Source organism: Streptomyces sp. 840.1 (assembly GCF_003751445.1).
GTDB lineage: Bacteria > Actinomycetota > Actinomycetes > Streptomycetales > Streptomycetaceae > Streptomyces.
In genome coordinates this window covers 454629-477568 of sequence record NZ_RJUU01000003.1, presented here as the reverse complement: position 1 = coordinate 477568, position 22940 = coordinate 454629, and the positions used below count along the sequence as shown (strand labels likewise).

Here is a 22940-nt window from a genome sequence, read left to right as displayed (position 1 = left end):
AGAGTGCCCCGGCGCATCGGAAACCCGGTTGCGTCCGAACCGGGGAAGCGTCGATCATGCCCCGTATGCACCATAAGGGGGAGGGCCGGTGAGCGCCCGGCTGCGCGGCATCGCGCGCGAGACGGAGTCCATCGTCGAGGCGGGGTTCTACCGCACGCCGCAGGGGCGGGAAGTGAGCATCGAGCGGGCGCTGACAGCTGCCCTCTCGGGCACCAGGCTGTACGGTCCCGAGCCGGTGCCGGTGGCCTCGCTGGACCGCGACCGCACACCGGCCATCGAGGTGACCGGCGAGAGCAGCCTGCGCGCGGCCGCCCGGCTGACCGGCGAACGGCCGGGCAAGGTCGCCGTCCTGAACTACGCCTCCGCCCGTAATCCCGGCGGCGGTTATCTCAACGGGGCCCAGGCGCAGGAGGAGGCCCTGTGCCGTGGCTCCGCCCTGTACGCCACGCTGCGCCGCGCCCCGGAGTTCTACGCCCACCACCGCGCCGAACGCAGCGCCTTCTACACCGACCGGGTCATCCACTCACCGGGTGTGCCGGTCTTCCGCGACGACCGGGGCCGGCTCCTCGACACCCCGTACACGGCGGGATTCCTCACCTCGCCCGCCCCCAACGCCGGGGTGATCCGCCGCACCGCTTCCGGCTCGGCGCACCTGATCGCGGCCGCCCTCGCCTCCCGGGCCGAGCGGGTGCTGGAGGTCGCGGCGGTGCGCGGCTACCGCAGGCTGGTGCTGGGCGCCTGGGGGTGCGGCGTGTTCCAGTGCGATCCGGCGGAGGTGGCGGGCGTGTTCCGCGCGCTGCTGGCCGACGGCGGCCGGTTCGCGGGCCACTTCGAGCAGGTCGTGTTCGGCATCCTCGACCGCGACGGCGCCTCGGCCACCAGGGCTGCCTTCGATCAGGTGTTCGGTGAAATGGGTCAACCCTCACCCTGACGTTGAGCCATAGGCTTCGACGTCAGCCGGTACGGCCGGCCTGGGCCGTTCGGGTCTGCGGCCCGCCACCGGTCCACGGGGGCCCCCGTGGAGGCGACGGGCCGCGGGAGCCGTCACTTCCAGCCGTAGAGCTCCCGGAGGCGCCCGGCGACCAGGTCGAACCTGTCCCGGTCCAGGGCGCACGCCTCGCGCCGCATCCCGTCCTCGTGGACCCGGAGCACCCGGTCCAGGTCGACCCAGGACTGGCGCCCCGAGCTGTCCCAGGGCCCCGCGCCCAGCGCCACCCACTCGCGCTCCTGGTCGTGCTGCTTGCTGGAGAGCTGTACGGCGAGCAGGGTGCCCGACTCCTCGCGTGCCACGACGAGAACCGGACGGTCCTTGCCGCGCCCGTCGTTCTCCTCGAACGGCACCCAGGTCCAGACGATTTCGCCGGGGTCGGGATCGCCGTCCCGGTCGGGGGCGTACGTGGCGCGGACCGGGCCCACCCCGTGCGGGTCGGCCTCGGAGGTCGCGCCGGGCCCGGTGCGGCCCGGAGAGGCGGCCGAGCCGTCATTGATGTCGCTGCGGTGCTGGATGGTCATCGCAACACCGTAGAACCTGCACGGCCCCTCGCGGGGAGCGGGGCCGCGAAACCGGTACGGGGACCGGAGCGCGGCCGTACCGAACGGGTCTGTAAGACTGCCCGACGCCATGATTCAGTTACCCGAGCAGCCCGCCGAAGGCCCCGTTCCGACCAGCGCCGACGTGGCGCGGCTCGCCGGCGTCTCCCGGGCCACCGTGTCCTACGTACTGAACAACAACGCGGCCGTGCGGATCAGCGATCCGACCCGCCGACGGGTGCGCGACGCGGCCGCCGAACTCGGTTACGTACCGCACGCCGCCGCCCGGAGCCTGCGCGCCGGACACTCCCGGATGGTGCTGCTGCCCATCGGGGGATTTCCCTCCGGCCCGCTGCACCACCGCTTCCTGCACGAGCTGGAATCCGGACTGCGCCGCCTCGACTACACCGTGGTCCAGTACGGCTCCCTCGGGCTGGACGCCGACGACGCGGCCCGCGCCTGGGCGGAGCTCCGGCCCGTCGCCGTCATCGCGCCCGGCTCCGTCCCGCTCACTCCGCAGGGCACCGCCGTGCTCCGGCGCTCCGGCGCCAAGGCAGTGATCACGCTCGGACCGCAGCCCGTGGCGGGCGCCCACGCGCTGATCATGGACCAGCGCAAGGTCGGCCACTGCGCCGTCAGACACCTGCTGGAACGCGGCCGGCGCCGGATCGGCGTGGTGATGCCCGGGGAGCCGGGCCCCGCGCTGTTCGCCGGACCCAGACTCACCGGCGCCCGGCAGGCCGCCGCAGGCAGGGCCCGGATCGTCCCGCTGCCGCTGCGCCACGACGAGGAGTCGGCCGCCGCGCTCGCCGCCCGCTGGCGCACCCTCGGCCTGGACGCCGTCTTCGCGCACGACGACATCCACGCGATGCTCCTGATGCGGGCGCTGCAGGACGCGGACATCGACATCCCGGGCGAGACCGCGGTGGTCGGTGCGGACGACCTGATGCTGGCGAGGCTGCTGAGGCCCAGGCTCAGCAGCGTGCGCATGGAACTGGACACGGAGCTGCCGCTCGCCGACCTGGTCGACCGGCTGGTACGGCACCCCGGGAAGGAACCCGAGCGGCACGACCTGCTGCGGGCGCGGGCCGTCCACCGCGAATCGAGCTGAGCGGCCCCTCCAGCGCGGCAACGTGCGCGGCGGACCTCCCTTGCCTAGCGTCATGACCATGAGCCATCCGCAGAGTTACGAGATCCTGCTGGTCCCCCAGTTCGCCGACGCCAAGGAGACCGGTGCCGGCGCCCCCGGCCCGGGGCGGACCATCCGGTCGGCGGTCGTGGAGGCGACCGGCGCGACGGGCGAGTCCGGCTACCCCCGTTACGCCGGGGAGGGCATGGTGGCGGACATCGACCCGGCCACGCAGACCGTCGAGGCGATTCTGGTCGACGGCTCGGAACTCGACTACGGACTCTCGGCCCGGATCTCGGACGGGTCAGTCCCGGACGAGCAGGCCCCCGACGAGCAGGCCCCGGAACAGCCCACCCCGCACCAGCAGCCTGTCCCGGAGAAGGGCACGGACGGCTGAGGCGGGCCGCCGAGCGGGAACGCGTCGGGGCCCGGCCGGGACGGCCGGGCCCCGACGGGCTTCGAGCGCTGGTACGAAACGCCTACTTCTGCTCCTTCTGCTCTTCCTCGATGGACTTGCGGACCTCGTCCATGTCGAGCTTCCGGGCCTGACCGATGACGTCCTCGAGCGCGGCCTCGGGCAGCGCGCCCGGCTGCGAGAAGACCGCGACGTTGTCGCGGACGATCATGAGCGTCGGGATCGACCGGATCTCGAACGCCGCGGCCAGCTCCTGCTGCGCCTCCGTGTCGACCTTGGCGAAGACCAGATCGGCGTGACGCTCGGACGCCGAGTCGTAGACCGGGGCGAACTGCCGACACGGGCCGCACCAGGAAGCCCAGAAGTCGATCAGGACGAACTCGTTCTCGCTGACGACCTGATCGAAGTTTTCCTTGGTGAGCTCTACGGTGCTCATGCTCTGCTACCTCTTCCTGTGCCCGTGCGGACGTGTCCCCGGACAACGGTGCCTGTGCTTGCACTATTCCGCCTGCCCATGTGGCCGCCGCGCACACCCATGACCAAAATGGTCCTCATGACACATGCTGTGGAGCCTGTCGAGTACGACGTCGTGGTCATCGGTGCCGGTCCGGTGGGTGAGAACGTGGCGGACCGGGCCAGGGCCGCGGGCCTGAGTGCCGCGATCGTGGAGTCCGAGCTCATCGGTGGTGAGTGTTCCTACTGGGCCTGTATGCCGAGCAAGGCCCTGCTGCGCCCGGTCGTCGCCCGCGCCGAGGCCCGCCGCGTCCCCGGGCTCAGCGGATCCGTCCAGGGACCGCTGGACACCGAGGCGGTCCTCGCCCACCGGGACGCGTACGCCTCGCACTGGAAGGACGACGGCCAGGTGGCCTGGCTGGAGGGCATCGGCGCGGACATCTACCGGGGCACCGGCCGGCTGACCGGGACGAAGGCGGTCTCCGTCACGGCGCCCGACGGCACGGAGCACCGGCTCGCCGCCCGGCACGCCGTCGCCGTCTGCACGGGCAGCCGGGCCGTGGTCCCCGACCTGCCGGGGATCGCGGAGGCCCGCCCCTGGACCAGCCGTGAGGCGACGAGTGCCAAGGAGGTGCCCGGCCGGCTCGTCGTCGTCGGCGGGGGAGTGGTCGGTGTGGAGATGGCCACGGTGTGGGGCGCGCTGGGCTCCGAGGTCACCGTGCTGGTCCGGGGCGCGGGGCTGCTGCCCCGGATGGAGCCGTTCGCCGGTGAGCTGGTGGCGGAGGCGCTCACCGCCGCCGGAGCCGATGTCCGGTTCGGTGTCTCGGCCGCCGCGCTGCGGCGCCCGGCCCCTGACGGACCGGTCACCGTCGAACTCGACAACGGTGAGAGCATCGAGGCCGACGAGATCCTCTTCGCCACCGGCCGCGCCCCGCGCACCGACGACCTGGGCCTGGAAACGGTGCACCTGAAGCCGGGTTCCTGGCTTCAGGTGGACGACAGCTGCCGGGTCGAGGGCACCGGCTGGCTCTACGCCGTCGGTGACGTGAACCACCGGGCGCTCCTTACCCACCAGGGCAAGTACCAGGCCCGCATCGCCGGGGCGGCCATCGCCGCCCGCGCCGAGGGCGTCCCGCTGCTGGAGACGGACCGCTGGGGTGCCCACGCGGCCACCGCCGATCACTCGGCCGTCCCCCAGGTCGTCTTCACCGACCCGGAGGCCGCCTCGGTCGGCCTCACCCTGGCCGAGGCGGAGCAGGCGGGCCACCGGGTCAGGGCCGTCGACCACGACCTCGGCGCGGTGGCGGGTGCCGGGCTGTACGCGGACGGCTACCGGGGCCGCGCCCGCATGATCGTCGACCTCGACCGGGAGATCCTGCTCGGCGTCACCTTCGTGGGCCCGGGGACCGGCGAGCTGCTGCACTCGGCGACGATCGCGGTCGCCGCGGAAGTCCCGATCGAGCGGCTCTGGCACGCGGTACCCGCCTACCCGACGATCAGCGAGATCTGGCTGCGGCTCCTGGAGACATTCCGTGGGTAGCGGCGGAAGTTGAGGCCGGACGGCGAAGGCCTGCGGGTGCGGTGGGCGGAGCGGGTCATCCCTCCTGTGGTCTAGGCCAAGGGGGTCCTGTCCCTCTATCCTCGTGCGTGCCAGCGGCACGCCGTTCCCCACCCCTGGTTGCGTGCTGGCGAGCGCGATGCCCGGCCGACTCTGTCCCGAGCGGCCGGGTAACCTCCCCCCACTCACCGCCTCCAGGAGGCCACGGTGAAAGTACGCACCAGAATCACGGCGATCGTCGGCGCTGCCTGTATCGCCGCGTCCCTGGCTCTCGCCACGGCGTCGGCCGCCCCGCAGCAGTCGGCGTCGGTCGTCCTCAACGAAGTCGCGCGGGCCACGAGCCCGTCCGCCGGCACCGCCGGGCCGGACGGCACGGTCTGGATCGCCGAACGCGCCGGAACCGTAAGGGTTCTGAATGCCCAGGGGATCGGCGAGCCGGTCCTGGACATCTCCGACGAGACGACCATCGACGGCGAACGCGGCCTGCTGGGCATCGCGTTCGACCCGGACTTCGCCCACTTCTACATCTCGTTCACGGACCTCGAAGGCACGAGCACCGTGGACGAGTTCGCCATGGAGGGCGGCGCGATCCGGCCGGACACCCGGCGCACCGTTCTGACACAGACCCAGCCGTACTCGAACCACAACGGCGGCGACATCATGTTCGGTCCCGACGGCTATCTCTACATCGGCCTCGGTGACGGTGGATCGGGCGGCGACCCGGACGGCAACGGCCAGAACCTCGGCACGCTGCTCGGCAAGCTTCTGCGGATCGATCCGGGCGGCGGCGACCCGTACGCCATCCCGGCGGACAACCCGTTCGTGGACGACCCGACGGCGCGGGGCGAGATCTGGGCATACGGACTGCGCAACCCGTGGCGGTTCTCGTTCGACGCGGGCACGGGCGACCTGCTGATCGGCGACGTCGGCCAGAGCGACTGGGAGGAGATCGACTGGGCTCCCGCGGCCAGCAAGGGCGGCGAGAACTACGGCTGGTCCTCGATGGAGGGCAACCACCCCTTCCGCGGCGGTACCGAGCCCGCGAACCACGTGCCGCCGGTGCACGAGTACGACCGCAGCGGCCTCGGCTGCTCGGTCACCGGCGGCTATGTCTACCGAGGCGATGCCATCGCCGGCCTCAAGGGCACGTACGTGTTCAGCGACTACTGCGACGGCACGATCCGCACCCTGCAGATCGAGAACGGCGAGGTCACCGGCGAGGGTGACCTCGGAGTCCAGGGCGGCGAGGTCATTTCGTTCGTGGAGGGCGGCGACGGCGAACTGTATGTTCTCGCCATCGGCGGCAGCATCTCGCGCATCGACCCGGCGTGAGCCGATGAGGTACCGCGCACACTGACAGCCGGGAGGCCCGCGGGGCCGGGACCGCGAACCGCGGTCCCGGCCCCGCCGGTCGCGGTGCGGCCGGCAGGGGCTGATTTCCGGTCGTGGCATGATCGGCGGCCATGGAGCACTTCATACGTCCCAACGGTTCACCGCCCGTCAACGGCTACAGCCACGCGGTCGCCTTCACCGGAGCGATGGTCGCCGTCTCGGGGCAGGTCCCCCTGGACGGCGACGGCAATCCGGTCGGTAAGGACGATGCCGAGGCCCAGGTCCGGCAGGTCTACGCGAACCTGATCACCGCGCTGGAGGCAGCAGGCTCAGGTCTGGAACACGTGGTCAAACTGACGGTCTACCTGACCGACCTGGACGACCTGGGCGCGTTCCGCACAGTGCGGGACGAGTACCAGGACGCCAAGAACCCGCCTGCCTGCTCCTTGGTGAGGGTGGCCGGCCTGGTCCACCCGGACTTCCGGGTCGAGATCGATGCATTGGCCGTGGCGCCGAGTGCTGGCCGGCGATCCGCTTCCCCTCGCGGCTGAAGCCGCACAGCGGATCCTTGCCTTCGAGGGGGCGAGCGCCGGCATCCGGTGATCCGGGCGTGGGGCCCCGGTGGCGCCGAGGGCAGCCGGCAGGGCCCACGCCGTGCCGCAGACGGCGCACGCGGTCCCGCCGGGCGGCCGCCCGGCGGGACCGTTTCGCTCAGGCCGGGGGCTGGCTGTCGCTGGTGGTGACGCGGACGTGGTCGACGACGAGTTGCTGGGGGAAGGTGGTGTTGCCGTCGGGGTCGCCGGGCCAGTAGCCGCCGACGGCGAGGTTGAGGATGAGGAAGAAGGGCTTGTTGAAGGCCCAGGTGTTGCCGCCGGTGTCGGCGGGGGTGCGGTGCTGGTAGACGTTGCCGTCGACGGACCACGTGACGGAGTCGGGGGCCCAGTCGATGGCGAAGGTGTGGAAGTCGTCGGCGAAGGCCTGGCCGCCGGGGAGGCTGTAGCCGGCGCCGATGCCAGCGGAGCCGGAGTAGCCGGGGCCGTGCAGGGTGCCGTGGACGGTGTTGGGTTCGAAGCCGACGTTCTCCATGATGTCGATCTCGCCGGAGTTGGGCCAGCCGACCTGTCCGATGTCGTCGCCGAGCATCCAGAAGGCGGGCCACATGCCCTGGCCGCGCGGGATCTTCATCCGGGCCTCGACGTGGCCGTAGGTCTGGGTGAACTTGCCCGAGGTGTTGAGCCGCGCCGAGGTGTACTCACAGGTGCCGTACCAGCACTGGTAGTTGTTCGGGTTCTCCTTGCGCGCGGTGATGACCAGATGGCCCTGGCCGTCCAGCGCCGCGTTGCTGTTCCCGGCCGTGTAGTACTGCCGCTCGTGGTTGTTGACGTTGTCACCGGTCTCGATCTGCCACTTACCGCCGTCAACGGCGGAACCTGCGGCTCCGTCGAAGTCGTCGGTGAACGTCGCGGCGGCGGTGGACGCCTGCGTGGTGACGGATCCCTTCGAGGCCGGAGACGGCATGGGGGCGCCGGAGGCGAGGCCGGAGGTGGCGGAGACGAGGGCGAGTACCGAGAGTGCGGAGACCAGGAGGCGCCTGGTCAGGTGGGGGGAGCTCATGTGAATTTCCTTTCCGTACGGGACGGAGGAAATGTGACTCACCATGCATATGACAAGTGGGGGCATGGCGGCCACGTGGGGGAGTTGAGGCCTTAGTTCACTTCGTGATTTAAGAAGTGAACCAAGAGCGTGTCAAGGCTCTTGGCAGACCACAGTTCTTGCACGCACCGGGCCGCCGCCCCGTCGGCGCGTTCGTCAGCTCTCCGGTTCCGCCGGGAGCGGCCGGCCGCAGCGCAGGTTCCACCGCCCCGACCTGCCGCTGAGCTCCGTGACGGTCAACGGGGCGACGTCCAGCCGCCAGAAGGCCTGCGGCGGGAGGTCCAGTGCGTGGACCGTCGCGGCGCGGATCACGGCGGGCTCGGCCACCGCCAGCACCCGCCCGTCGTCGCTTCCGTGCGGGGAGTCGAGCCACGAGCCCACCCGCGTGCACAGTTCCAGCAGGGACTCACCCCCGTGCGGCGCGGCGGCCGGGTCGCTCAGCCAGGCGGCCACCCCGTCCGGCTCGGCCGTGCTCACCTCGGCCAGCCGGGCGCCGGACCAGCGGCCCATCTCCCAGTCCCGCAGGGCGGGTTCGGGTTCGGACCGGAGCCCCAGTGCGTCCGCGGTCGCGGTGCAGCGCATGGACGGGCCGCGCATGCGCCTGGCCGCCGATGGCACGGCGGGTGCGGCGGCCCGCGCCTGCCGGAGTCCGGAGTCGTCGAGCGGCGCGTCACCGGCGAACCGGGCCTCGCGCAGCGCCGCGTTCATCGCCGGTGAGATCAACATCACCCGTACCGTCATTGCTGCCCTCAACTCCCTGAACGGTGGCCACTTGCCCGACCACACCATGGCATCAGGGCTTCCCGGACGCCCGGACCGCACCATGGCGGCGCCCACGCCCAGGCGGTATGGTCGCGACCACACGACGAGGGTGTGACGGAAGTCCGGTGAGAATCCGGCACGGTCGCGCCACTGTGAACCCGTACCTGTGCGGGGAAGTCAGACCCAGCACCTTCGTCTCAGGCACCACGATCGGGACGCGTGTTCCCACAGGAGGTTCTGCCATGGCACAGACTGCTGCCCCCGCCACCGGCGCACCCGCCATCACTCCCATCTCACTGAAGGCCATCGCCCCTTGGGCGGTCTTCTTCGGCATCCTCATGCTGATCCTGCTCTACTTCGTCGGCGCCGAGCAGGGCGCCACCTCCGTCATCTCGGGCGCGGGCGTGCACGAGTGGGTCCACGACGGCCGTCACCTGCTCGGTTTCCCCTGCCACTGACCCACCGGGCTGATCCAGGGGAATCCCTCATGAACTCCATATCTGTCAGAGCTCTGCTGGTCCGCGGCATGCTGGCCGGCCTCGTCGCGGGCGCGCTCGCGCTGGCCGTCGCCTACTTCCTCGGCGAGTCCCGGGTGGACGCCGCCATCGCCCTGGAGGAGGCGCACAGCCACGACCACGGTGGCGGCGAGGAACTCGTCAGCCGCACCATGCAGTCCACCGCGGGCCTCGCCACCGGCGTAGTCGTCTTCGGCGTGGCCATCGGCGGCATCGCCGCACTCGTCTTCTGTTACGCGCTCGGCCGGATGGGCCGCTTCGGTCCGCGCGCCACCGCGGCGCTGATCGCGGGCGCGGCCCTGCTGGCCGTGTACGTCGTGCCGTTCCTGAAGTACCCGGCGAATCCGCCGGCCGTCGGCAACCCCGACACCATCGGCAGACGCACGGCACTGTTCTTCCTGATGGTCGCCCTCAGCGTGCTGCTGGCCGTCGCCGCCGTCATCCTCGGCAGGCGGCTGGCACCCCGCCTGGGCGCCTGGAACGCGACGATCGCCGCAGGGGCCGGATACGTCCTGCTCATCGGTCTCGCGTACGTCTTCCTGCCCTCGTTCAACGAGGTCGGAAAGGGCTTCCCGGCCACCCTGCTGTGGCAGTTCAGGCTGGCCACGCTCGCGGTCCAGGTCACGCTGTGGACCACTTTCGGGCTGCTCTTCGGCTACCTCACCGAACGGCTGCTGGTGCCGAGGGCGCAGCCTGCCCGTGCAGGCGGCACAACAGCGGAACGCGCCGCGGCCGCGGCGGGCTGACCCGCCCACGCGCCGTCGGGCCCGTGCAGCGCCGGAACCCGCGAGGTGAGTCCTCGCGGGTTCCGCCGCGTCACGGGCCGGCTCGCGTCACCGCCCGGCGGGACCGTCCCAGTCCACGCGGTAGTGCTTCAGCAGGGAGTCCTCACGCACCAGGCGCATGCCTGCGGCCGTCATGACGCGCTGGGACGCGACGTTGTCGAGGTCGGTGTCCCCGTGCACGCAGACGACGCCCAGGCCGCGGGCGAACCGCAGCAGCGCGCGGAGCGCCTCGGAGGCGTACCCCATGCCCTGGACCGAGGGCACGAGCCCGTAGCCGATCGTGACGTGCCCGGCCTCGTCGGGAACCCCGTGGAACCCGAGCCCGCCGATCACCGGCCCGTCCTTGCCGAGCCGTATCTCGTACGAGCCGAACGGAGCCGGATCCCCGGTCTCGGCAATGGCGCGCAGGACGCGCGTGGCCGCCGCCCGCTCGCCCTGGGAGGGGTATCCGGCCGCCCACCGGACGCCTTCCGGTGGCCGGCCCTCCACCACGTGCTCGACGTCGGATGCGCTCATCGCGCGGAGCAGGAGGCGCGGGGTATCGATAACGGTCATGACGCAGTGGACTATCACGCGGTGCGGGCGGGCCGCACCCGGATATCTCCCGGTGAACGCCCGCCCGTACCGCATGTCCCACCCGCCGCAGGCACCCCCGGTCGACCTGCGGTCACGCGCCGCCCGCCGGGGTGAAGTCCCCGGCCAGCGCGGCCGCCACCCGCAGGTGTGTCGCCGCCTCGGTCTGCCGCCCCTGGCGCTCCAGCGTGCGGCCGAGCATCAGCCGGGCGTAGTGCTCCACGGGGTCGAGCTCCAGTACCGCCCGCAGTTCCGTCTCGGCCCGGCCGAGCCGCGCCGAGTGGTAGTAGGCCCTCGCCAGCAGCAGGCGCGGCGCGACCTGCTCCGGCACCTCCTCGACCAGCCCGCCCAGGATCCGGGCCGCCACCAGGTACTCCTTCGATTCGAAGAAGAACTGCGCGCGCTCCCACCGCTCGGCTGCGGTACCGAACTCGTAGTAGGTGTCGCTCATTCGTCCTCCTCGGTCGAGGCTCGCCGCCGGGCCCGTCCCGGCTGCGTCGATGGTCACAACACTCCAAGGTGGTTTAACATTCCACTAAATATTCGGCGTGGGTGCCGTCGGACCGGGCCCGTACGGGAATAGGTTGAGCGCCATGAGCAATCTCGATCGCCAGGCAGTTCCCTCCGTCTGCGGAGGGCGCGGCTTCGTCGTCGCCGAACCCGTACGCGAACTCCTCACCCCGCGTCGGGTGAAGCTCGGGGAGTCCACCGAGGTGCGCAGACTGCTGCCCAACCTCGGCCGCCGCATGGTCGGTGCCTGGGCCTTCGTGGACCACTACGGCCCCGACGACATCACCGACGAGCCCGGGATGCAGGTGCCGCCCCACCCCCACATGGGCCTGCAGACCGTCAGCTGGCTGCACGAGGGCGAGGTCCTGCACCGCGACAGCCTCGGCAGCCTGGCGACGATCCGCCCGTACGAACTCGGCCTGATGACCTCGGGCCGGGCGATCAGCCACTCCGAGGAGAGCCCCAGGCCGCACGCCGCTCTGCTGCACGGCGCACAGCTCTGGGTCGCGCTCCCCGACGCCCACCGCGACGCCGAGCCGCACTTCCAGCACCACACGGACCTGCCGACGGTCACGGCCCCCGGCCTCACCGCCACGGTGATCCTCGGCGAACTCGACGGTGCGCTCTCGCCCGGCACCGCGTACACCCCGATCGTCGGCGCCGACCTGGCGCTGCGCCGGGGCGCCGAGGCCCGCCTCCCGCTCGACCCCGACTTCGAGTACGCGGTGCTGTCGATGTCCGGCGAGGCGGAGGTCGACGGCGTACCCGTCCTGCCGGGTTCGATGCTCTACCTCGGCTGCGGCCGCACCGAACTCCCGCTGCGCGCGGAGTCCGACGCCGGTCTGATGCTCGTGGGCGGTGAGCCCTTCGAGGAGGAGATCGTCATGTGGTGGAACTTCGTGGGGCGTTCCCACGAGGAGATCGAGGAGGCCCGGCAGGCGTGGGCGGAGGGCTCCCGCTTCGGTGAGGTGCACGGCTACGACGGCGACCGGCTGTCTGCTCCCGCACTGCCGCCGGTGGCGCTGAAACCGCGGGGACGGGTGCGCTGACCTGGAGGGATGTGTTCTCCGACGGTCTTAGTCGTGTGCGCCGGCTGCGGCCCCCCGCCAGTACGGCGGAGGGGCGCAGTTGCGCCTCCGGTAGGTCGATTCCTAGGGCGGTGCCTGCCCTGCCCGACCAGCGCTCTCCGGCTCCCGCTCCTGTTGCTCGGCCCTGTGGAACTCGTCGTCCGGCAGCTGACGGGCCCGTTGTGCAGTGGGGGTGCGCCCCGTCTCCCGCGGTGTCACGATGTCCGGTGAGAGGTGCCTGACCCGGTCATGGAACAGGGCTACTCGCTGCTGCCACTCACCGCGCGTACTCCAGGTATTCGGTGTCAGCCATCTCGCCCACTCATGCTGCCCTGGTCTACCGCCCCGACGTCAGTGAATCGCCTGGCGGGCCGCGGAACCACGATCCTTGAGAGAGGGACGCCTTCCATGACCAAGAAGAAGCTCTCCGCAGGGGACGACGTCGAATGGAAGAGCCACGGGAAGACGGTCGAGGGCTCTGTCACGAGGAAGGTTGACCGGCGCACCAAGGCCGCCGGCCGAACCGTGGCTGCGTCGAAGGACGATCCCCAGTACGAGGTCGAGAGCGACAAGACGGGCAGGACGGCCGTGCACAAGCCCGAGTCGCTGCGCCGGAAGAACGACGGGTCGTAAGCGGCGGCAGCGCGGGCCGGCGGGGTCCGGGGCCGCCCGAAGGGCCAGCGGTACGAAGAGGCCGAGAAGAAGAACATCGGGGGCCGCTCCACGATGAACAAGGAGGAGCTGCTCAAGGCCGTCGGCCGTTGAAGGGCTGGTTACGCCTGGGGCGGGGCCGCTCAGGGGATATATCAGTCGAACCCGGTCTCGTTCCCGTGACCGAGGGAACACATGACGTGAGTTATGGCCCCAGGCCGGCTCGCCCCCGACCGACGGCCAGCCGGCGCCCGCTCCGAGCGAATGCCGGCCCACGGGGCGCCGGCCCCGGAGGGACGGCGAGACCGATGAAGACTCATCGCCGACATGTTGGTACATCCAATGGCAACTAGAGTGATAAGTGTCCGATTCAGCCCTTGCCACTCATCCATTTGCGTGCGTGGAGGCGTTCATGGCTGTCCGCCATCAGCTCATCAACCACCCGCCCTCGGCCCTGTGGGCCGTGCTGGAACAGCCCGAGCAGTACGCGGAATGGGTGGTAGGAACATCGGACTCGCGTCCCGCTGAGGGGAATTGGCCGAGTCTGGGATCTTCTATCGCCTACACCCTGCGCCTGGGGCCGAAGGAGTTCGAAGGGCGCACTACCGTACGGCGGCTCGAGCGGCCGGGTGCTCTCGAACTCGAGGTGTTCAGTGGGCCCATGGGGACCGCGAGGATCGCCTTCGACATCCGCCCGTGGGGCGAGGGAACACTGGTCATCCTCGATGAGCATCCGTTGCGGGGGCTCGGTGGCGTTCTGCACAACGCCGTGTTCGACGCCGTGCTCCAGCTCCGCCACCGCGCGATGCTGGAGCGGCTCGCCAAGGTGGTCGACGCCGAGGCCGACGCCCACGGCGTCCGCACGGGGTGACCTGGGAAAACGGTGACCTGGGAAAACCGTGAGTTCCAACTGACGACACGGCCACGACGCGACGCGGGACGGACGACACGATCCGCGCGCCGACGGACATGACGAAGGGGACGACGCATGGCCGACGCGGTGGTGATCGGAGCCGGTCCCAATGGCCTGGTGGCGGCCAATCTGCTCGCGGACGCGGGCTGGACGGTCGAGGTGTTCGAAGCGCAGGAAACCCCAGGAGGGGCGGTGCGCAGCGACCGCGGTGTGCATCCCGAGTTCGTGAACGACTTGTTCAGCTCGTTCTATCCGCTGGCGGCGGCTTCGCCGGTGCTGAACGGACTCGACCTCGCCAAGGAGGGCCTTCGCTGGTCCCACGCACCTCACGTGCTGGCCCACCCGCTGCTCGACGGCTCCTGCGCGATCCTCGACCGCGACCGGCGGGTGACGGCCGACGGGCTCGACCGGGCCGCCCCGGGGGACGGCAGGGCGTGGAGCGACCTCTGCGATCTCTGGGACCGGGTCGGCGAGGATATTCTGAGCACCCTCTTCACGCCCTTTCCGCCGGTACGCGGCATGGTCACGCTGGCAGGCCGGCTGCGTGCGGCCGGGGGACTGCGGCTGGCGCGCAGCATGATTCTGCCCGTGCGCCGTCTGGGCGAGGAGGAGTTCTCCGGTGAGGGCGGCCGCCTGCTGCTGGCCGGCTGCGCGCTCCACGCGGATATGGCCCCGGAGGCCGCCGGCAGCGGCGGATTCGGCTGGCTCATGGCCATGCTGGGGCAGGCCTACGGTTTCCCCGTGCCCGTGGGCGGATCCGGGGCGCTGACGGCCGCTCTGGTACGGCGCCTGCGGGGCCGAGGCGTCAGCGTGCACTGCGGCCGGCGGGTGAGCGAAGTCGTCGTACGGCGCGGCCGCGCGGTGGGGGTGCGGACGGCGGACGGCTCCGCGGTCCCGGCCCGCAAGGCGGTCCTCGCCGATGTGTCGGCGCCCTCCCTCTACCTGGATCTCGTCGCGGCGGAGCACCTGCCGCCGCGGGTCTTCGACGACCTGAAGCGGTTCCAGTGGGACTTCGGCACGTTCAAGGTCGACTGGGCCCTGAACCGGCCGCTCCCCTGGAGCGCCCCGGAGGCCCGGACGTCGGGCACGGTCCATGTCGCCGAGGGCGTCGACGAACTCACCCGGTTCGCCGCGCAGATCGCGATGGGGCGGATCCCGGACCGCCCGTTCAGCCTGCTGGGGCAGATGACCACAGCCGATGCCTCCCGCTCGCCGCTCGGGACGGAGTCGGCCTGGGCGTACACGCACGTCCCGCACCGCGTGAAGGCCGACGCGGGCGAAGACGGGCTGACCGGCCGCTGGGACGCCGGTGAGCGGGAGGCGATGGCCGACCGCGTCGAGAAGCACATCGAGCGCTACGCCCCCGGGTTCCGGGACACGATCCTCGCGAGGCGCGTGCTCGGCCCCCCGGACCTGGAGCGTGCTGACAGCAATCTCCACGGCGGTGCGATCAACGGCGGCACCACGGCTATGCACCAGCAGTTGGTCTTCCGCCCGGTTCCCGGCACCGGCCGCCCCGAGACGCCGGTCGCGGGCCTCTACCTGGCCTCCGCCTCGGCCCACCCCGGCGGCGGGGTGCACGGTGCCCCCGGCGCCAACGCCGCACGTGCCGCGATCCGCAGCTCGCGGGCCTTCGGGGCGGTCGTCTCCGGCACCCAGCGCGCGTTGGCGCGCCGCAATCGGGCAGGCGAGGAAAGAAGACGCTGACAAGCGGTCGGAACACCCCGCCGGGCCCGGCCACGAAGCCCGCCGGCCGGACGCCGTGCGGCGGCGGGGCCGGCCCATGCCGACGAGGAGGAACCCGATGGAATACCGCGAAGACCCGAACACGATCCTCGACGGCCGTTCGCACGAACTGGCTCTCCCCACAGCCGACGAGGCGGGCTGGGGGCCCATGGACGTGCGGGCGGTCGACACCGTGCGGGTGCTGGCCGCCGACGCGGTCCAGAAGGCGGGCAGCGGCCACCCGGGCACGGCGATGAGCCTCGCTCCGCTGGCGTACCTGCTGTTCCAGAAGGTGATGCGGCACGACCCCGCCGACGACCAGTGGCTCGGCCGGGACCGGTTCGTGCTGTCCTGCGGCCACTCGAGCCTGACCCTGTACATCCAGCTGTACCTGAGCGGTTACGGCATGGAGCTGGACGACCTCCGGCAGTTGCGGACCTGGGGCTCCGCGACTCCGGGGCACCCCGAGTACCGCCATACCCGGGGCGTGGAGATCACCACGGGCCCGCTGGGGCAGGGCTTCGCCTCCGCCGTCGGCATGGCCATGGCGGCGCGGCGCGAGCGCGGTCTGCTGGACCCCGGCGCACCGGCCGGCACCAGCCCCTTCGACCACCACGTCTACGTGGTGGCGTCGGACGGTGACCTCATGGAGGGGGTCACTGCCGAGGCGGCATCCCTCGCCGGCCATCAGGAACTCGGAAACCTGATCGCCTTCTACGACTCCAACAGCATCTCGATCGAGGACGACACCGACATCTCCTTCAGCGAGGATGTCGCCGCCCGCTACGCCGCGTACGGATGGCAGGTGCACACGGTCGACTTCACCCGGACCGGCGCCTACGTCGAGGACGTGGACGGCGTCCTGGAGGCGGTCCGCGACGCCCAGCGGGACACGACGCGCCCCTCCTTGATCATCCTGCGTACGGTCATCGGCTGGCCGGCTCCCACCAAGCAGAACACCGGCAAGGCGCACGGCTCGGCGCTCGGCGACGAGGAGGTCGCGGGAATCAAGAGGGTGCTCGGCTTCGATCCCGGACAGACCTTCGCCGTGCAGGGCGAAGTCCTCGCGCACGCTCGCGAGGTCGGCGGCCGAGGCGCCGCGGCCCGCCGGGCCTGGGAGCCCGGCTACGAGAAGTGGCGGGCGGCCCATCCAGAGCGGGCGGAACTGCTCGACCGGCTGCGGGAGCAGCGCCTGCCGGAGGGCTGGGCCGGCCACCTGCCGGTGTTCCCCGCCGATTCCGGCCCGATGGCCACGCGCAAGGCCTCCGGCGAGGTGCTCACCGCGCTGGCGCCCGTCCTTCCGGAACTGTGGGGCGGCTCCGCCGACCTCGCGGAGAGCAACAACACGACGATGGAGGGCGAGCCCTCCTTCGTGCCGGCCGCCAAGCAGACCGAGATGTGGCCGGGCGGCCCCTATGGGCGCACGCTCCACTTCGGCATCCGGGAACACGCGATGGGGGCCGTGCTGAACGGCATCGCACTGCAGAGCCTCACCCGCCCCTACGGCGGCACCTTCCTGACCTTCAGCGACTACATGCGCCCGGCGGTGCGGCTGGCCGCCCTGATGCAGCTGCCCGCCATCTACGTGTGGACCCACGACTCCATCGGCCTGGGCGAGGACGGGCCCACCCATCAGCCCGTCGAGCATCTGGCCGCTCTCCGCGCGATCCCCGGCCTGGACGTCGTGCGTCCCGCCGACGCGAACGAGACAGCTGTCTGCTGGCGCACCGTGCTGGAGCACCGCGACCGGCCCGCCGGTTTCGCTCTCACCCGCCAGAAGCTGCCCGTCCTCGAAAGGGGGCCGGACGCCTGTGCCCCGGCGGAGGGTGCGTCACGCGGCGGGTACGTACTGGCCGACACGGCGCAGGACCGGGTGGACGTCATCCTCGTCGCCACCGGTTCGGAAGTGCCCATCGCGCTGGAGGCACGTGCACGGCTGGCGGCGCAGGGACATGCCGCACGCGTGGTCTCCATGCCGTGCCGTGAATGGTTCGCCGCGCAGCCGGCCGAGTACCAGGACACGGTGCTGCCGCCCGGGGTGCGAGCGCGGGTGAGCGTCGAGGCCGCGGTGGGACAGGGCTGGCGGGACGTGGTGGGTGACGCGGGCCGCATCGTCAGCCTTGAGCACTACGGCGCGTCGGCCGACTACGAGCGCCTCTACGAGGAGTTCGGACTGACGCCGGACGCTGTCGTGTCCGCCGCGCTGGCAAGCATGGAGACGGCACGCGGGAACGCCAGGCCGGGCGGCGAGCGGCCCGACGCCGCACCCACAGCCGGCGGCACGGGGGACGCGCCCGCCTGAGACGACAGGCTCCGGCTCGCGTGCGGCGGTGGGTGCCCGCAGGCTCGACCCGACAGGGGCGTTCACCGGGCGGCCGTGGCCCCGACACGGAGGACCCGCCCACCCGGTGACGCTCTGTTCGCACTGCCCTCCTCCTTGGTCGAGTCCGTGGTCGAGTCTCTGCGCGACAGCCTGATGAGCTGGTGCAATCGGTTGGCGGTGGCTTACTTCGTTTCCGGGCCCGGTGACTGCCGGCGCCGCCCGCAAGGGTCCGCGCCGTGGCTCCACGTCAGACCACCCGTATCCGGTCCCGTACCGCCGGCTGCGCCTCGAACCCGGCCGCCTTGTACGTGGCGATGCCGGCGACGTTGGAACTGTGCGTGCAGACGCGCACGCTCGACGAGCCCATCTCCCGCAGGGCGGCCGCCCCGGCCATGGTGATCGCGCGGCCGTAGCCGCGACCGCGGTGGTCCTCGTGTACGCCCATGGGCTCGACCAGCCCCGGCTTCCCCGGGCCGGCCGACCACACCGTCACCACCCCCGCCAGGTTGCCCCGGTCGTCATAGGCGCCCAAACAGCGGGCGTCGGCGTAGAACGGTCCCTCCGACATCGCGGGCCAGTAAGAGCGCCTGGGGCCGGAGGTGTTGAACGCCGACCGCAGGACGTCGGCGAAATCGTGCGCCTGCTCCGGACCGATCGCCCCGATCCGCACGCCGGGGTCCGCCACCGGCTCCGCGAGGCTGCGGAAGAGAGGCGTCCACGGCTCGTCGAGGCCCCAGCCCTCCCTGGTCAACAGCTCGTGAAGCAGCAGGCCCGGCGGCGCCTCGATCGACACCGCTCCATCCGGCAGCACGCCGCGCTCAGGCAGCGAGAAGTCTTCGACGAGCCGCCGCGCCAAGCCCTCGTCCCGGAAGGCGTCCGGAGCGACCGTCATCCGCACCACCGTCGGCGAGTCCAGCATCCCGACCGCGAGGATCCGTCCTTCCCGGCTCCAGGTCCGTACCGCCGCGGCCGTCTCGGCCGTCCCCAAGCGGTAGTTCCAGCCGATGTCCCCCGAGTGCAGTTGCATCGGCGCCCTGTCGTACTGCCATGCCCGCAGCGAGGCCATGGCCTCGCGCACCCCGCTGACCGCCGGCGACCGCAGCACAATCGTCATAGCCGGGATCAGATACCCCATCCCGAAGGGGCCGCAACCGATTAACCGGCCCATGAGCGCTGCCCCGACCGACCAGACCGAGACCCTCGCCCGGCCGAGTGGGCGCGCACAGGGTCTTGTCATGGCACTGCGACCTGTTCAGGTGAACATAAAGGCCGTTGACGACTCGGCCATCGGCCGATTCTGGGCGGACGCGCCCGGCTGGGAGCTGTCCAGTGAGGGACCGGGGGTGAGCAACGTCGAACCCGGCGGCGGCTTCGTCTGGCCGGACGCGTCCGCCGTCTGCATCGACGTCGTCATCGTCCCGGAACCCAAGACGGCCACGAAGAACCGTCTGCACCTCGATCTCGCCACGACATCCGCCGAGCACCAGGCGGAGCCGGCGACCCGCCTCAGGTCCCTCGGCGCGACCCCCGCCGACGTGGGACAGGGCGAGGTGCCGTGGATGGTCCTCGCGGATCCCTAGGGCCACGGGTTCTGCGTTCTGGGCCGGTCCTCCTGACGCGGAGCCGGTGGCCACGCACGGCCTCGAGCCCCGGCGGACGCAGGGGCGGCGCCGGGACGTATCGTCTCCCGGCGTGACCGACGCCGACGCCAACGCGCCCCGCACAGCCCGCGAGCAGCTCATGGGGGCGTGGGTTCTCGCGATCCCGGCGACCGGCGGATTCCTGCTCGCTCTCGGGCTGATGCTCTTCCCGCCGTCCTTCGACAACGACGGGAGCTTCCCGGAGCCGGTGTCGTGCGGTGCGCCCGCGCTCTTCGACCGGGAGGCGTTCACGAAGCGGGAGTACGGCTCCGACGCCGGGCCCGACGAACTCGCCACGACCGGCTGCGCCGAGGCCGTCGCCGTCCGGCAGCGCAGGGCCGTCGGCGCACTGGCCGCCGCCACCCCGCTCGGCCTGCTCGCCCTGGCTCTGCACCTGCACCGCCGGACCGCCCGGGGGCGCGATGCCGTGCCCGTACGGGAGAAGTGACCGCCCCGAAGCCCGCCGCACCGCCTCGGGCCGACGCGTTGCCGCGCGGGTCAGGCAGGGGAAGGCGCCGATTTCCGCACGACCGGGCGATCCGCGTCCAAAGTTGGGTGGGGCGTCCTCCGAGCTTGCCCTGCCGGCCGACACCCGGGTTGTACGGCGCCGCGGCCGGCAGCCCGCGGCCTGGCCGGTTCGGCGTCGCCCGGCCAACACATATCGGCCCGTGTCCGACCCGCCGGCAGCCGTATCCGTGAACCGATGCGTACTGCCGGCTCAGGGAGCGGTGCTCGTCCTGCTGCGCAGCAGGAGCGCTCCGCACAGACCGCCGAGCACGAACATGATGAGCAGTGCCAGGTACAGCGGCATGGTGACGACCGGGACGAGGAGGCGGATCGTCACCTCGCGGGTGTTCTCCGCGATGACGACGATCGCGGCGGCGGCCAGGACCAGCACCCCGATCCGGGCCGGGGACAGCCTCGGGCCCCGCCCGGTGTTCTTCGCCCCACCACTGCGACCTGACGGCTTGCGGGCTTCCTCTGGGCTCATGGCTCCAGGGTCGGTGAGCGCGTGGCGTAACGCCTCGACAGGCGCGGCCAGGCGGGTGAGCGGGGCCGGGCGGCGCGGTTCCCCCGGACGGCCTACACCCACTCGTGCGGCCATGCACGCCGGGTGAGGGTGGCACTGGCCGCGTCCCACGGGACACCGGCTCTCCGGTCCACCGCGTTGAGGGAGTTCGAGATGCCCCGGAACACCGACACGAAGCCCGCCGAGCGGGCCGTCGCACAGGCGAACGAGGCGGTCAGGCAGAACTACCCCTTCGGCGACACGCAGGACCTCCAGGACGCGCGGCGCGGATTCATGGGCACGGCAGAGGACCACGTGATCCGCGATGGTGAGGGCAGCGCGGTGTGGGACCTGGAGGCTTACGGGTTCCTCGGCCAGGAGTGCCCGGACACGGCCAACCCCAGCCTGTGGCGGCAGAGCCGGCTCTGTTCCGACCATGGGCTCTTCGAGGTGACCGACGGCATCTACCAGATCCGCGGCTTCGACCTGTCGAACATGACGATCGTCGAGGGCGAGCGCGGTGTCCTGATCATCGACCCCCTGGTGTGCGCCGCGACGGCCGCCGCCGGCCTCGCGCTGTACCGCAGTCACCGGGGTGAGCGGCCGGTGACCGGGATGCTGTACACGCACAGCCACGTCGACCACTTCGGCGGGGTGCGCGGCGTCCTGACCGACGAGGAGGTCGCGGGCGGGGTACCGGTGTTCGCCCCGCACGGCTTCGTGGAGCACGCCGTCAGCGAGAACGTGTACGCGGGTACGGCGATGGGCCGTCGCGCGGCCTACATGTACGGTGCCGCCCTGCCGAAGGGGCCACGCGGACAGATCGGCGCCGGGCTCGGGCAGACCGTCTCGACCGGTGAGGTCGGCCTGATCCCCCCGACGGTGGACATCACCCGCACCGGGCAGACGGAGACCGTCGACGGCATCCGCATGGTCTTCCAGCTCACCCCCGGCACCGAGGCACCGGCGGAACTGAACATCCACTTCCCCGACCGCTCGGCCCTGTGCATGGCGGAGAACGCGACCCACAACCTGCACAATCTGCTCACCCTGCGCGGCGCCGAGGTCCGCGACCCGCACGTCTGGTCCCGGTACCTCACAGAAGCCATCGACCTCTTCGGTGACTCCTCGGACCTGGCCTTCGCCTCCCACCACTGGCCCGTCTGGGGCCGCGAGCGTGTGGTCACCTTCCTGTCCGAGCAGCGGGACCTGTACGGGTACCTCCACGACCAGGTGGTGCGCATGCTCAACCTGGGCCTCACCTCGGCGGAGATCGCCGAGGAGATGGTGATGCCCCCGGCCCTCGAAAGGGCCTGGCACACGCACGGGTACTACGGCTCGGTCAGCCACAACAGCAAGGCCGTCTACCAGCGCTACCTCGGCTGGTTCGACGGCAACCCGGCCCATCTGTGGCAGCACCCGCCGACCGAGGCCGCCCGGCGGTACGTGGATTTCATGGGCGGCGCCGACGAGGTGCTGCGCCGCGCCCGCGAGTCCTTCGGTGAGGGAGACCTGCGCTGGGTCGTGGAGGTCGTCAACCACGTGCTGTTCGCGGACCCGGACAACGAGCAGGCGCGCGAACTGCAGGCCGACGCGCTGGAGCAGCTCGGATACGGCAGTGAGAACGGCACCTGGCGCAACTTCTACCTCATGGGCGCCCTGGAACTGCGGCACGGCTCGGTCGGCACGCCCACCAACACCGTCGCGCCCGACCTGCTCGCGGCCCTGACCCTGGACCAGCTGTGCGACGCCCTCGCCATCCGGGTGGACGGGCCGCGCAGCTGGGACGCGGACATCGCCGTGCGCTGGAAGCCGGTCGGCGGCGATGTCCTCACACTGCGGCTGCGCAACGGAGTCCTCACGCACGTCAAGGGCACCGGGCCGTCCGCGGCCGGCCCGGACGTCGAGATCTCGCTGACCGAGGCCGAGGTGCGGGCCGTCCTGCTCGGCGTCGTGTCCCCGGCCGACCTCGCGGCCCGCCCCGGAGTCGAGATCACCGGCGACATCGGCCGGCTGACCGAACTGCTCGGCCACCTCAGCGACCCGGACCCGGACTTCGCCATCGTCACCCCCTGACCCGGACGGCCGGAGGCCCGAGCCCCGCAGGCCGCAGCTGCCGCGCGACCTCGGCGGTCTGCAGCTTGTGGTTCACCGGCACCGGCGTGGCGCCCGCGTACCAGGCCCCGAACGCCGCGGACAGGAAGGCCGGGGCGTTGTACGTCATCACCGCCGGCCGGTCTCCCGGCCGCAGCCCGGCCTCCCGCAGCACGGACGCGGCACGGCGCGCGGCGTCGGTGGACTCGCGACAGGCCCAGTGCCGCTCACGGTAGACGACCGCTTCGCAGTCGCCGGCCGAAGGGACGGCGCTGTCCAGCAGGGTACTGAGGTGCATCACGT

Annotated in this window: 24 protein-coding genes, 2 pseudogenes and 1 riboswitch; of the genes and pseudogenes, 17 read left to right on the top strand and 9 right to left on the bottom strand. The window is 71.7% G+C overall.

The window, feature by feature from the left end:
- The first annotated feature begins 88 nt into the window (after window positions 1-88).
- Window positions 89-931 carry a TIGR02452 family protein gene (locus EDD93_RS34590; protein WP_123530137.1) on the top strand — a complete coding sequence of 281 codons (843 nt, stop codon included), beginning with the start codon at window positions 89-91 and terminating at the stop codon, window positions 929-931.
- Between the two features lie 113 nt (window positions 932-1044).
- Here the strand turns inward: EDD93_RS34590 and EDD93_RS34585 are convergent, their stop codons facing one another.
- The gene (locus EDD93_RS34585; RefSeq protein ID WP_123530135.1) at window positions 1045-1512 is read right to left on the bottom strand and encodes a type II toxin-antitoxin system PemK/MazF family toxin; all 468 of its coding nucleotides are present in this window, start codon (window positions 1510-1512) and stop codon (window positions 1045-1047) included.
- Between the two features lie 109 nt (window positions 1513-1621).
- Here EDD93_RS34585 and EDD93_RS34580 point away from each other — a divergent pair, with 109 nt between their 5' ends.
- Entirely contained in the window at window positions 1622-2641 is a 1020-nt protein-coding gene (locus tag EDD93_RS34580) for a LacI family DNA-binding transcriptional regulator (RefSeq protein WP_123530133.1), read from the top strand.
- 52 nt (window positions 2642-2693) lie between these two features.
- A complete protein-coding gene (locus EDD93_RS34575; protein ID WP_260256087.1) occupies window positions 2694-3056 on the top strand; it encodes a hypothetical protein in 363 nt (120 codons plus the stop codon).
- 82 nt (window positions 3057-3138) lie between these two features.
- On the opposite strand, the gene trxA is transcribed toward EDD93_RS34575, so the two are convergent.
- Window positions 3139-3510: a thioredoxin gene (gene trxA / locus EDD93_RS34570; RefSeq protein WP_123530131.1), complete on the bottom strand. Its 372-nt coding sequence runs from the start codon at window positions 3508-3510 to the stop codon at window positions 3139-3141.
- A 117-nt stretch (window positions 3511-3627) separates the two neighbouring features.
- On the opposite strand from trxA, the gene EDD93_RS34565 reads away from it, so the two are divergent.
- The 3 genes from EDD93_RS34565 to EDD93_RS34555 all read left to right on the top strand — a co-directional run bounded on the left by EDD93_RS34565 (window position 3628) and on the right by EDD93_RS34555 (window position 6968).
- The gene (locus tag EDD93_RS34565; RefSeq protein ID WP_221217379.1) at window positions 3628-5067 is read left to right on the top strand and encodes an NAD(P)/FAD-dependent oxidoreductase; all 1440 of its coding nucleotides are present in this window, start codon (window positions 3628-3630) and stop codon (window positions 5065-5067) included.
- Between the two features lie 225 nt (window positions 5068-5292).
- Window positions 5293-6417: a sorbosone dehydrogenase family protein gene (locus EDD93_RS34560; RefSeq protein ID WP_123530129.1), complete on the top strand. Its 1125-nt coding sequence runs from the start codon at window positions 5293-5295 to the stop codon at window positions 6415-6417.
- A gap of 131 nt (window positions 6418-6548) precedes the next feature.
- Window positions 6549-6968, top strand: coding sequence for a RidA family protein (locus tag EDD93_RS34555; RefSeq protein WP_123530127.1), 420 nt, complete (start codon window positions 6549-6551; stop codon window positions 6966-6968).
- A gap of 160 nt (window positions 6969-7128) precedes the next feature.
- On the opposite strand, the gene EDD93_RS34550 is transcribed toward EDD93_RS34555, so the two are convergent.
- Entirely contained in the window at window positions 7129-8031 is a 903-nt protein-coding gene (locus tag EDD93_RS34550; protein ID WP_123530125.1) for a family 16 glycosylhydrolase, read from the bottom strand.
- 195 nt (window positions 8032-8226) lie between these two features.
- A complete protein-coding gene (locus EDD93_RS34545; protein ID WP_123530124.1) occupies window positions 8227-8811 on the bottom strand; it encodes a histidine phosphatase family protein in 585 nt (194 codons plus the stop codon).
- Between the two features lie 111 nt (window positions 8812-8922).
- Window positions 8923-9072, top strand: a riboswitch (adenosylcobalamin (AdoCbl) riboswitch).
- A 2-nt stretch (window positions 9073-9074) separates the two neighbouring features.
- Between EDD93_RS34545 and EDD93_RS34540 the strand changes: the two genes are divergently transcribed.
- The gene (locus EDD93_RS34540) at window positions 9075-9290 is read left to right on the top strand and encodes a CbtB-domain containing protein (RefSeq protein ID WP_123530122.1); all 216 of its coding nucleotides are present in this window, start codon (window positions 9075-9077) and stop codon (window positions 9288-9290) included.
- A gap of 29 nt (window positions 9291-9319) precedes the next feature.
- Window positions 9320-10093 carry a CbtA family protein gene (locus EDD93_RS34535; protein ID WP_123530120.1) on the top strand — a complete coding sequence of 258 codons (774 nt, stop codon included), beginning with the start codon at window positions 9320-9322 and terminating at the stop codon, window positions 10091-10093.
- An 87-nt stretch (window positions 10094-10180) separates the two neighbouring features.
- On the opposite strand, the gene EDD93_RS34530 is transcribed toward EDD93_RS34535, so the two are convergent.
- Window positions 10181-10687 (bottom strand): GNAT family N-acetyltransferase, encoded by a 507-nt coding sequence (locus EDD93_RS34530; protein ID WP_123530118.1) that lies wholly within the window; start codon window positions 10685-10687, stop codon window positions 10181-10183.
- Between the two features lie 112 nt (window positions 10688-10799).
- Window positions 10800-11156 carry a tetratricopeptide repeat protein gene (locus EDD93_RS34525; protein ID WP_123530116.1) on the bottom strand — a complete coding sequence of 119 codons (357 nt, stop codon included), beginning with the start codon at window positions 11154-11156 and terminating at the stop codon, window positions 10800-10802.
- A 142-nt stretch (window positions 11157-11298) separates the two neighbouring features.
- On the opposite strand from EDD93_RS34525, the gene EDD93_RS34520 reads away from it, so the two are divergent.
- From EDD93_RS34520 to tkt, 6 genes and pseudogenes are all read left to right on the top strand, one after another.
- Window positions 11299-12264: a pirin family protein gene (locus tag EDD93_RS34520; protein ID WP_123530114.1), complete on the top strand. Its 966-nt coding sequence runs from the start codon at window positions 11299-11301 to the stop codon at window positions 12262-12264.
- Window positions 12265-12690: 426 nt separating this feature from the next.
- On the top strand, window positions 12691-12915 hold the full coding sequence (locus tag EDD93_RS34515; protein ID WP_123530112.1) for a DUF2945 domain-containing protein: 225 nt from the start codon (window positions 12691-12693) through the stop codon (window positions 12913-12915).
- Window positions 12916-12960: 45 nt separating this feature from the next.
- Window positions 12961-13047 (top strand): annotated as a pseudogene (locus tag EDD93_RS40575) (plasmid stabilization protein); the annotation flags it as partial.
- A 298-nt stretch (window positions 13048-13345) separates the two neighbouring features.
- Entirely contained in the window at window positions 13346-13804 is a 459-nt protein-coding gene (locus tag EDD93_RS34505) for an SRPBCC family protein (RefSeq protein WP_123530110.1), read from the top strand.
- A 117-nt stretch (window positions 13805-13921) separates the two neighbouring features.
- The gene (locus EDD93_RS34500; RefSeq protein ID WP_123530108.1) at window positions 13922-15553 is read left to right on the top strand and encodes an NAD(P)/FAD-dependent oxidoreductase; all 1632 of its coding nucleotides are present in this window, start codon (window positions 13922-13924) and stop codon (window positions 15551-15553) included.
- A gap of 97 nt (window positions 15554-15650) precedes the next feature.
- Window positions 15651-17873, top strand: a complete 2223-nt coding sequence (gene tkt / locus EDD93_RS34495; RefSeq protein ID WP_123530106.1) for a transketolase — start codon at window positions 15651-15653, stop codon at window positions 17871-17873.
- A 268-nt stretch (window positions 17874-18141) separates the two neighbouring features.
- On the opposite strand, the gene EDD93_RS34490 is transcribed toward tkt, so the two are convergent.
- Window positions 18142-19008 carry a GNAT family N-acetyltransferase gene (locus EDD93_RS34490; protein WP_123531595.1) on the bottom strand — a complete coding sequence of 289 codons (867 nt, stop codon included), beginning with the start codon at window positions 19006-19008 and terminating at the stop codon, window positions 18142-18144.
- A gap of 121 nt (window positions 19009-19129) precedes the next feature.
- Here EDD93_RS34490 and EDD93_RS34485 point away from each other — a divergent pair.
- Together EDD93_RS34485 and EDD93_RS34480 are read left to right on the top strand one after the other, a co-directional pair.
- Window positions 19130-19471 (top strand): annotated as a pseudogene (locus EDD93_RS34485) (VOC family protein); the annotation flags it as partial.
- A gap of 115 nt (window positions 19472-19586) precedes the next feature.
- Window positions 19587-19982 (top strand): hypothetical protein, encoded by a 396-nt coding sequence (locus EDD93_RS34480; RefSeq protein WP_123530103.1) that lies wholly within the window; start codon window positions 19587-19589, stop codon window positions 19980-19982.
- A 270-nt stretch (window positions 19983-20252) separates the two neighbouring features.
- On the opposite strand, the gene EDD93_RS34475 is transcribed toward EDD93_RS34480, so the two are convergent.
- Window positions 20253-20525 carry a LapA family protein gene (locus EDD93_RS34475; RefSeq protein WP_123530101.1) on the bottom strand — a complete coding sequence of 91 codons (273 nt, stop codon included), beginning with the start codon at window positions 20523-20525 and terminating at the stop codon, window positions 20253-20255.
- A gap of 192 nt (window positions 20526-20717) precedes the next feature.
- Between EDD93_RS34475 and EDD93_RS34470 the strand changes: the two genes are divergently transcribed.
- Complete coding sequence (locus tag EDD93_RS34470; RefSeq protein ID WP_123530099.1) at window positions 20718-22619, top strand: alkyl/aryl-sulfatase; 1902 nt, start codon at window positions 20718-20720, stop codon at window positions 22617-22619.
- On the opposite strand, the gene EDD93_RS34465 is transcribed toward EDD93_RS34470, so the two are convergent.
- Window positions 22609-22935 carry an AMP-binding protein gene (locus EDD93_RS34465; RefSeq protein WP_398906115.1) on the bottom strand — a complete coding sequence of 109 codons (327 nt, stop codon included), beginning with the start codon at window positions 22933-22935 and terminating at the stop codon, window positions 22609-22611. The two genes, EDD93_RS34470 and EDD93_RS34465, sit on opposite strands and share 11 nt — an antisense overlap.
- Window positions 22936-22940: the final 5 nt, after the last annotated feature.

Coding starts and splice junctions, on each gene's coding strand:
- EDD93_RS34535 (WP_123530120.1), top strand. CDS start 9,320: ATGAACTCCATATCTGTCAGAGCTCTGCTGGTCCGCGGCATGCTGGCC.
- EDD93_RS34565 (WP_221217379.1), top strand. CDS start 3,628: ATGACACATGCTGTGGAGCCTGTCGAGTACGACGTCGTGGTCATCGGT.
- EDD93_RS34500 (WP_123530108.1), top strand. CDS start 13,922: ATGGCCGACGCGGTGGTGATCGGAGCCGGTCCCAATGGCCTGGTGGCG.
- EDD93_RS34525 (WP_123530116.1), bottom strand. CDS start 11,156: ATGAGCGACACCTACTACGAGTTCGGTACCGCAGCCGAGCGGTGGGAG.
- EDD93_RS34540 (WP_123530122.1), top strand. CDS start 9,075: ATGGCACAGACTGCTGCCCCCGCCACCGGCGCACCCGCCATCACTCCC.
- EDD93_RS34530 (WP_123530118.1), bottom strand. CDS start 10,687: ATGACCGTTATCGATACCCCGCGCCTCCTGCTCCGCGCGATGAGCGCA.
- EDD93_RS34575 (WP_260256087.1), top strand. CDS start 2,694: ATGACCATGAGCCATCCGCAGAGTTACGAGATCCTGCTGGTCCCCCAG.
- EDD93_RS34520 (WP_123530114.1), top strand. CDS start 11,299: ATGAGCAATCTCGATCGCCAGGCAGTTCCCTCCGTCTGCGGAGGGCGC.
- EDD93_RS34475 (WP_123530101.1), bottom strand. CDS start 20,525: ATGAGCCCAGAGGAAGCCCGCAAGCCGTCAGGTCGCAGTGGTGGGGCG.
- EDD93_RS34550 (WP_123530125.1), bottom strand. CDS start 8,031: ATGAGCTCCCCCCACCTGACCAGGCGCCTCCTGGTCTCCGCACTCTCG.
- EDD93_RS34505 (WP_123530110.1), top strand. CDS start 13,346: ATGGCTGTCCGCCATCAGCTCATCAACCACCCGCCCTCGGCCCTGTGG.
- EDD93_RS34465 (WP_398906115.1), bottom strand. CDS start 22,935: ATGCACCTCAGTACCCTGCTGGACAGCGCCGTCCCTTCGGCCGGCGAC.
- tkt (WP_123530106.1), top strand. CDS start 15,651: ATGGAATACCGCGAAGACCCGAACACGATCCTCGACGGCCGTTCGCAC.
- EDD93_RS34555 (WP_123530127.1), top strand. CDS start 6,549: ATGGAGCACTTCATACGTCCCAACGGTTCACCGCCCGTCAACGGCTAC.
- EDD93_RS34490 (WP_123531595.1), bottom strand. CDS start 19,008: ATGACGATTGTGCTGCGGTCGCCGGCGGTCAGCGGGGTGCGCGAGGCC.
- EDD93_RS34580 (WP_123530133.1), top strand. CDS start 1,622: ATGATTCAGTTACCCGAGCAGCCCGCCGAAGGCCCCGTTCCGACCAGC.
- EDD93_RS34515 (WP_123530112.1), top strand. CDS start 12,691: ATGACCAAGAAGAAGCTCTCCGCAGGGGACGACGTCGAATGGAAGAGC.
- trxA (WP_123530131.1), bottom strand. CDS start 3,510: ATGAGCACCGTAGAGCTCACCAAGGAAAACTTCGATCAGGTCGTCAGC.
- EDD93_RS34470 (WP_123530099.1), top strand. CDS start 20,718: ATGCCCCGGAACACCGACACGAAGCCCGCCGAGCGGGCCGTCGCACAG.
- EDD93_RS34585 (WP_123530135.1), bottom strand. CDS start 1,512: ATGACCATCCAGCACCGCAGCGACATCAATGACGGCTCGGCCGCCTCT.
- EDD93_RS34545 (WP_123530124.1), bottom strand. CDS start 8,811: ATGACGGTACGGGTGATGTTGATCTCACCGGCGATGAACGCGGCGCTG.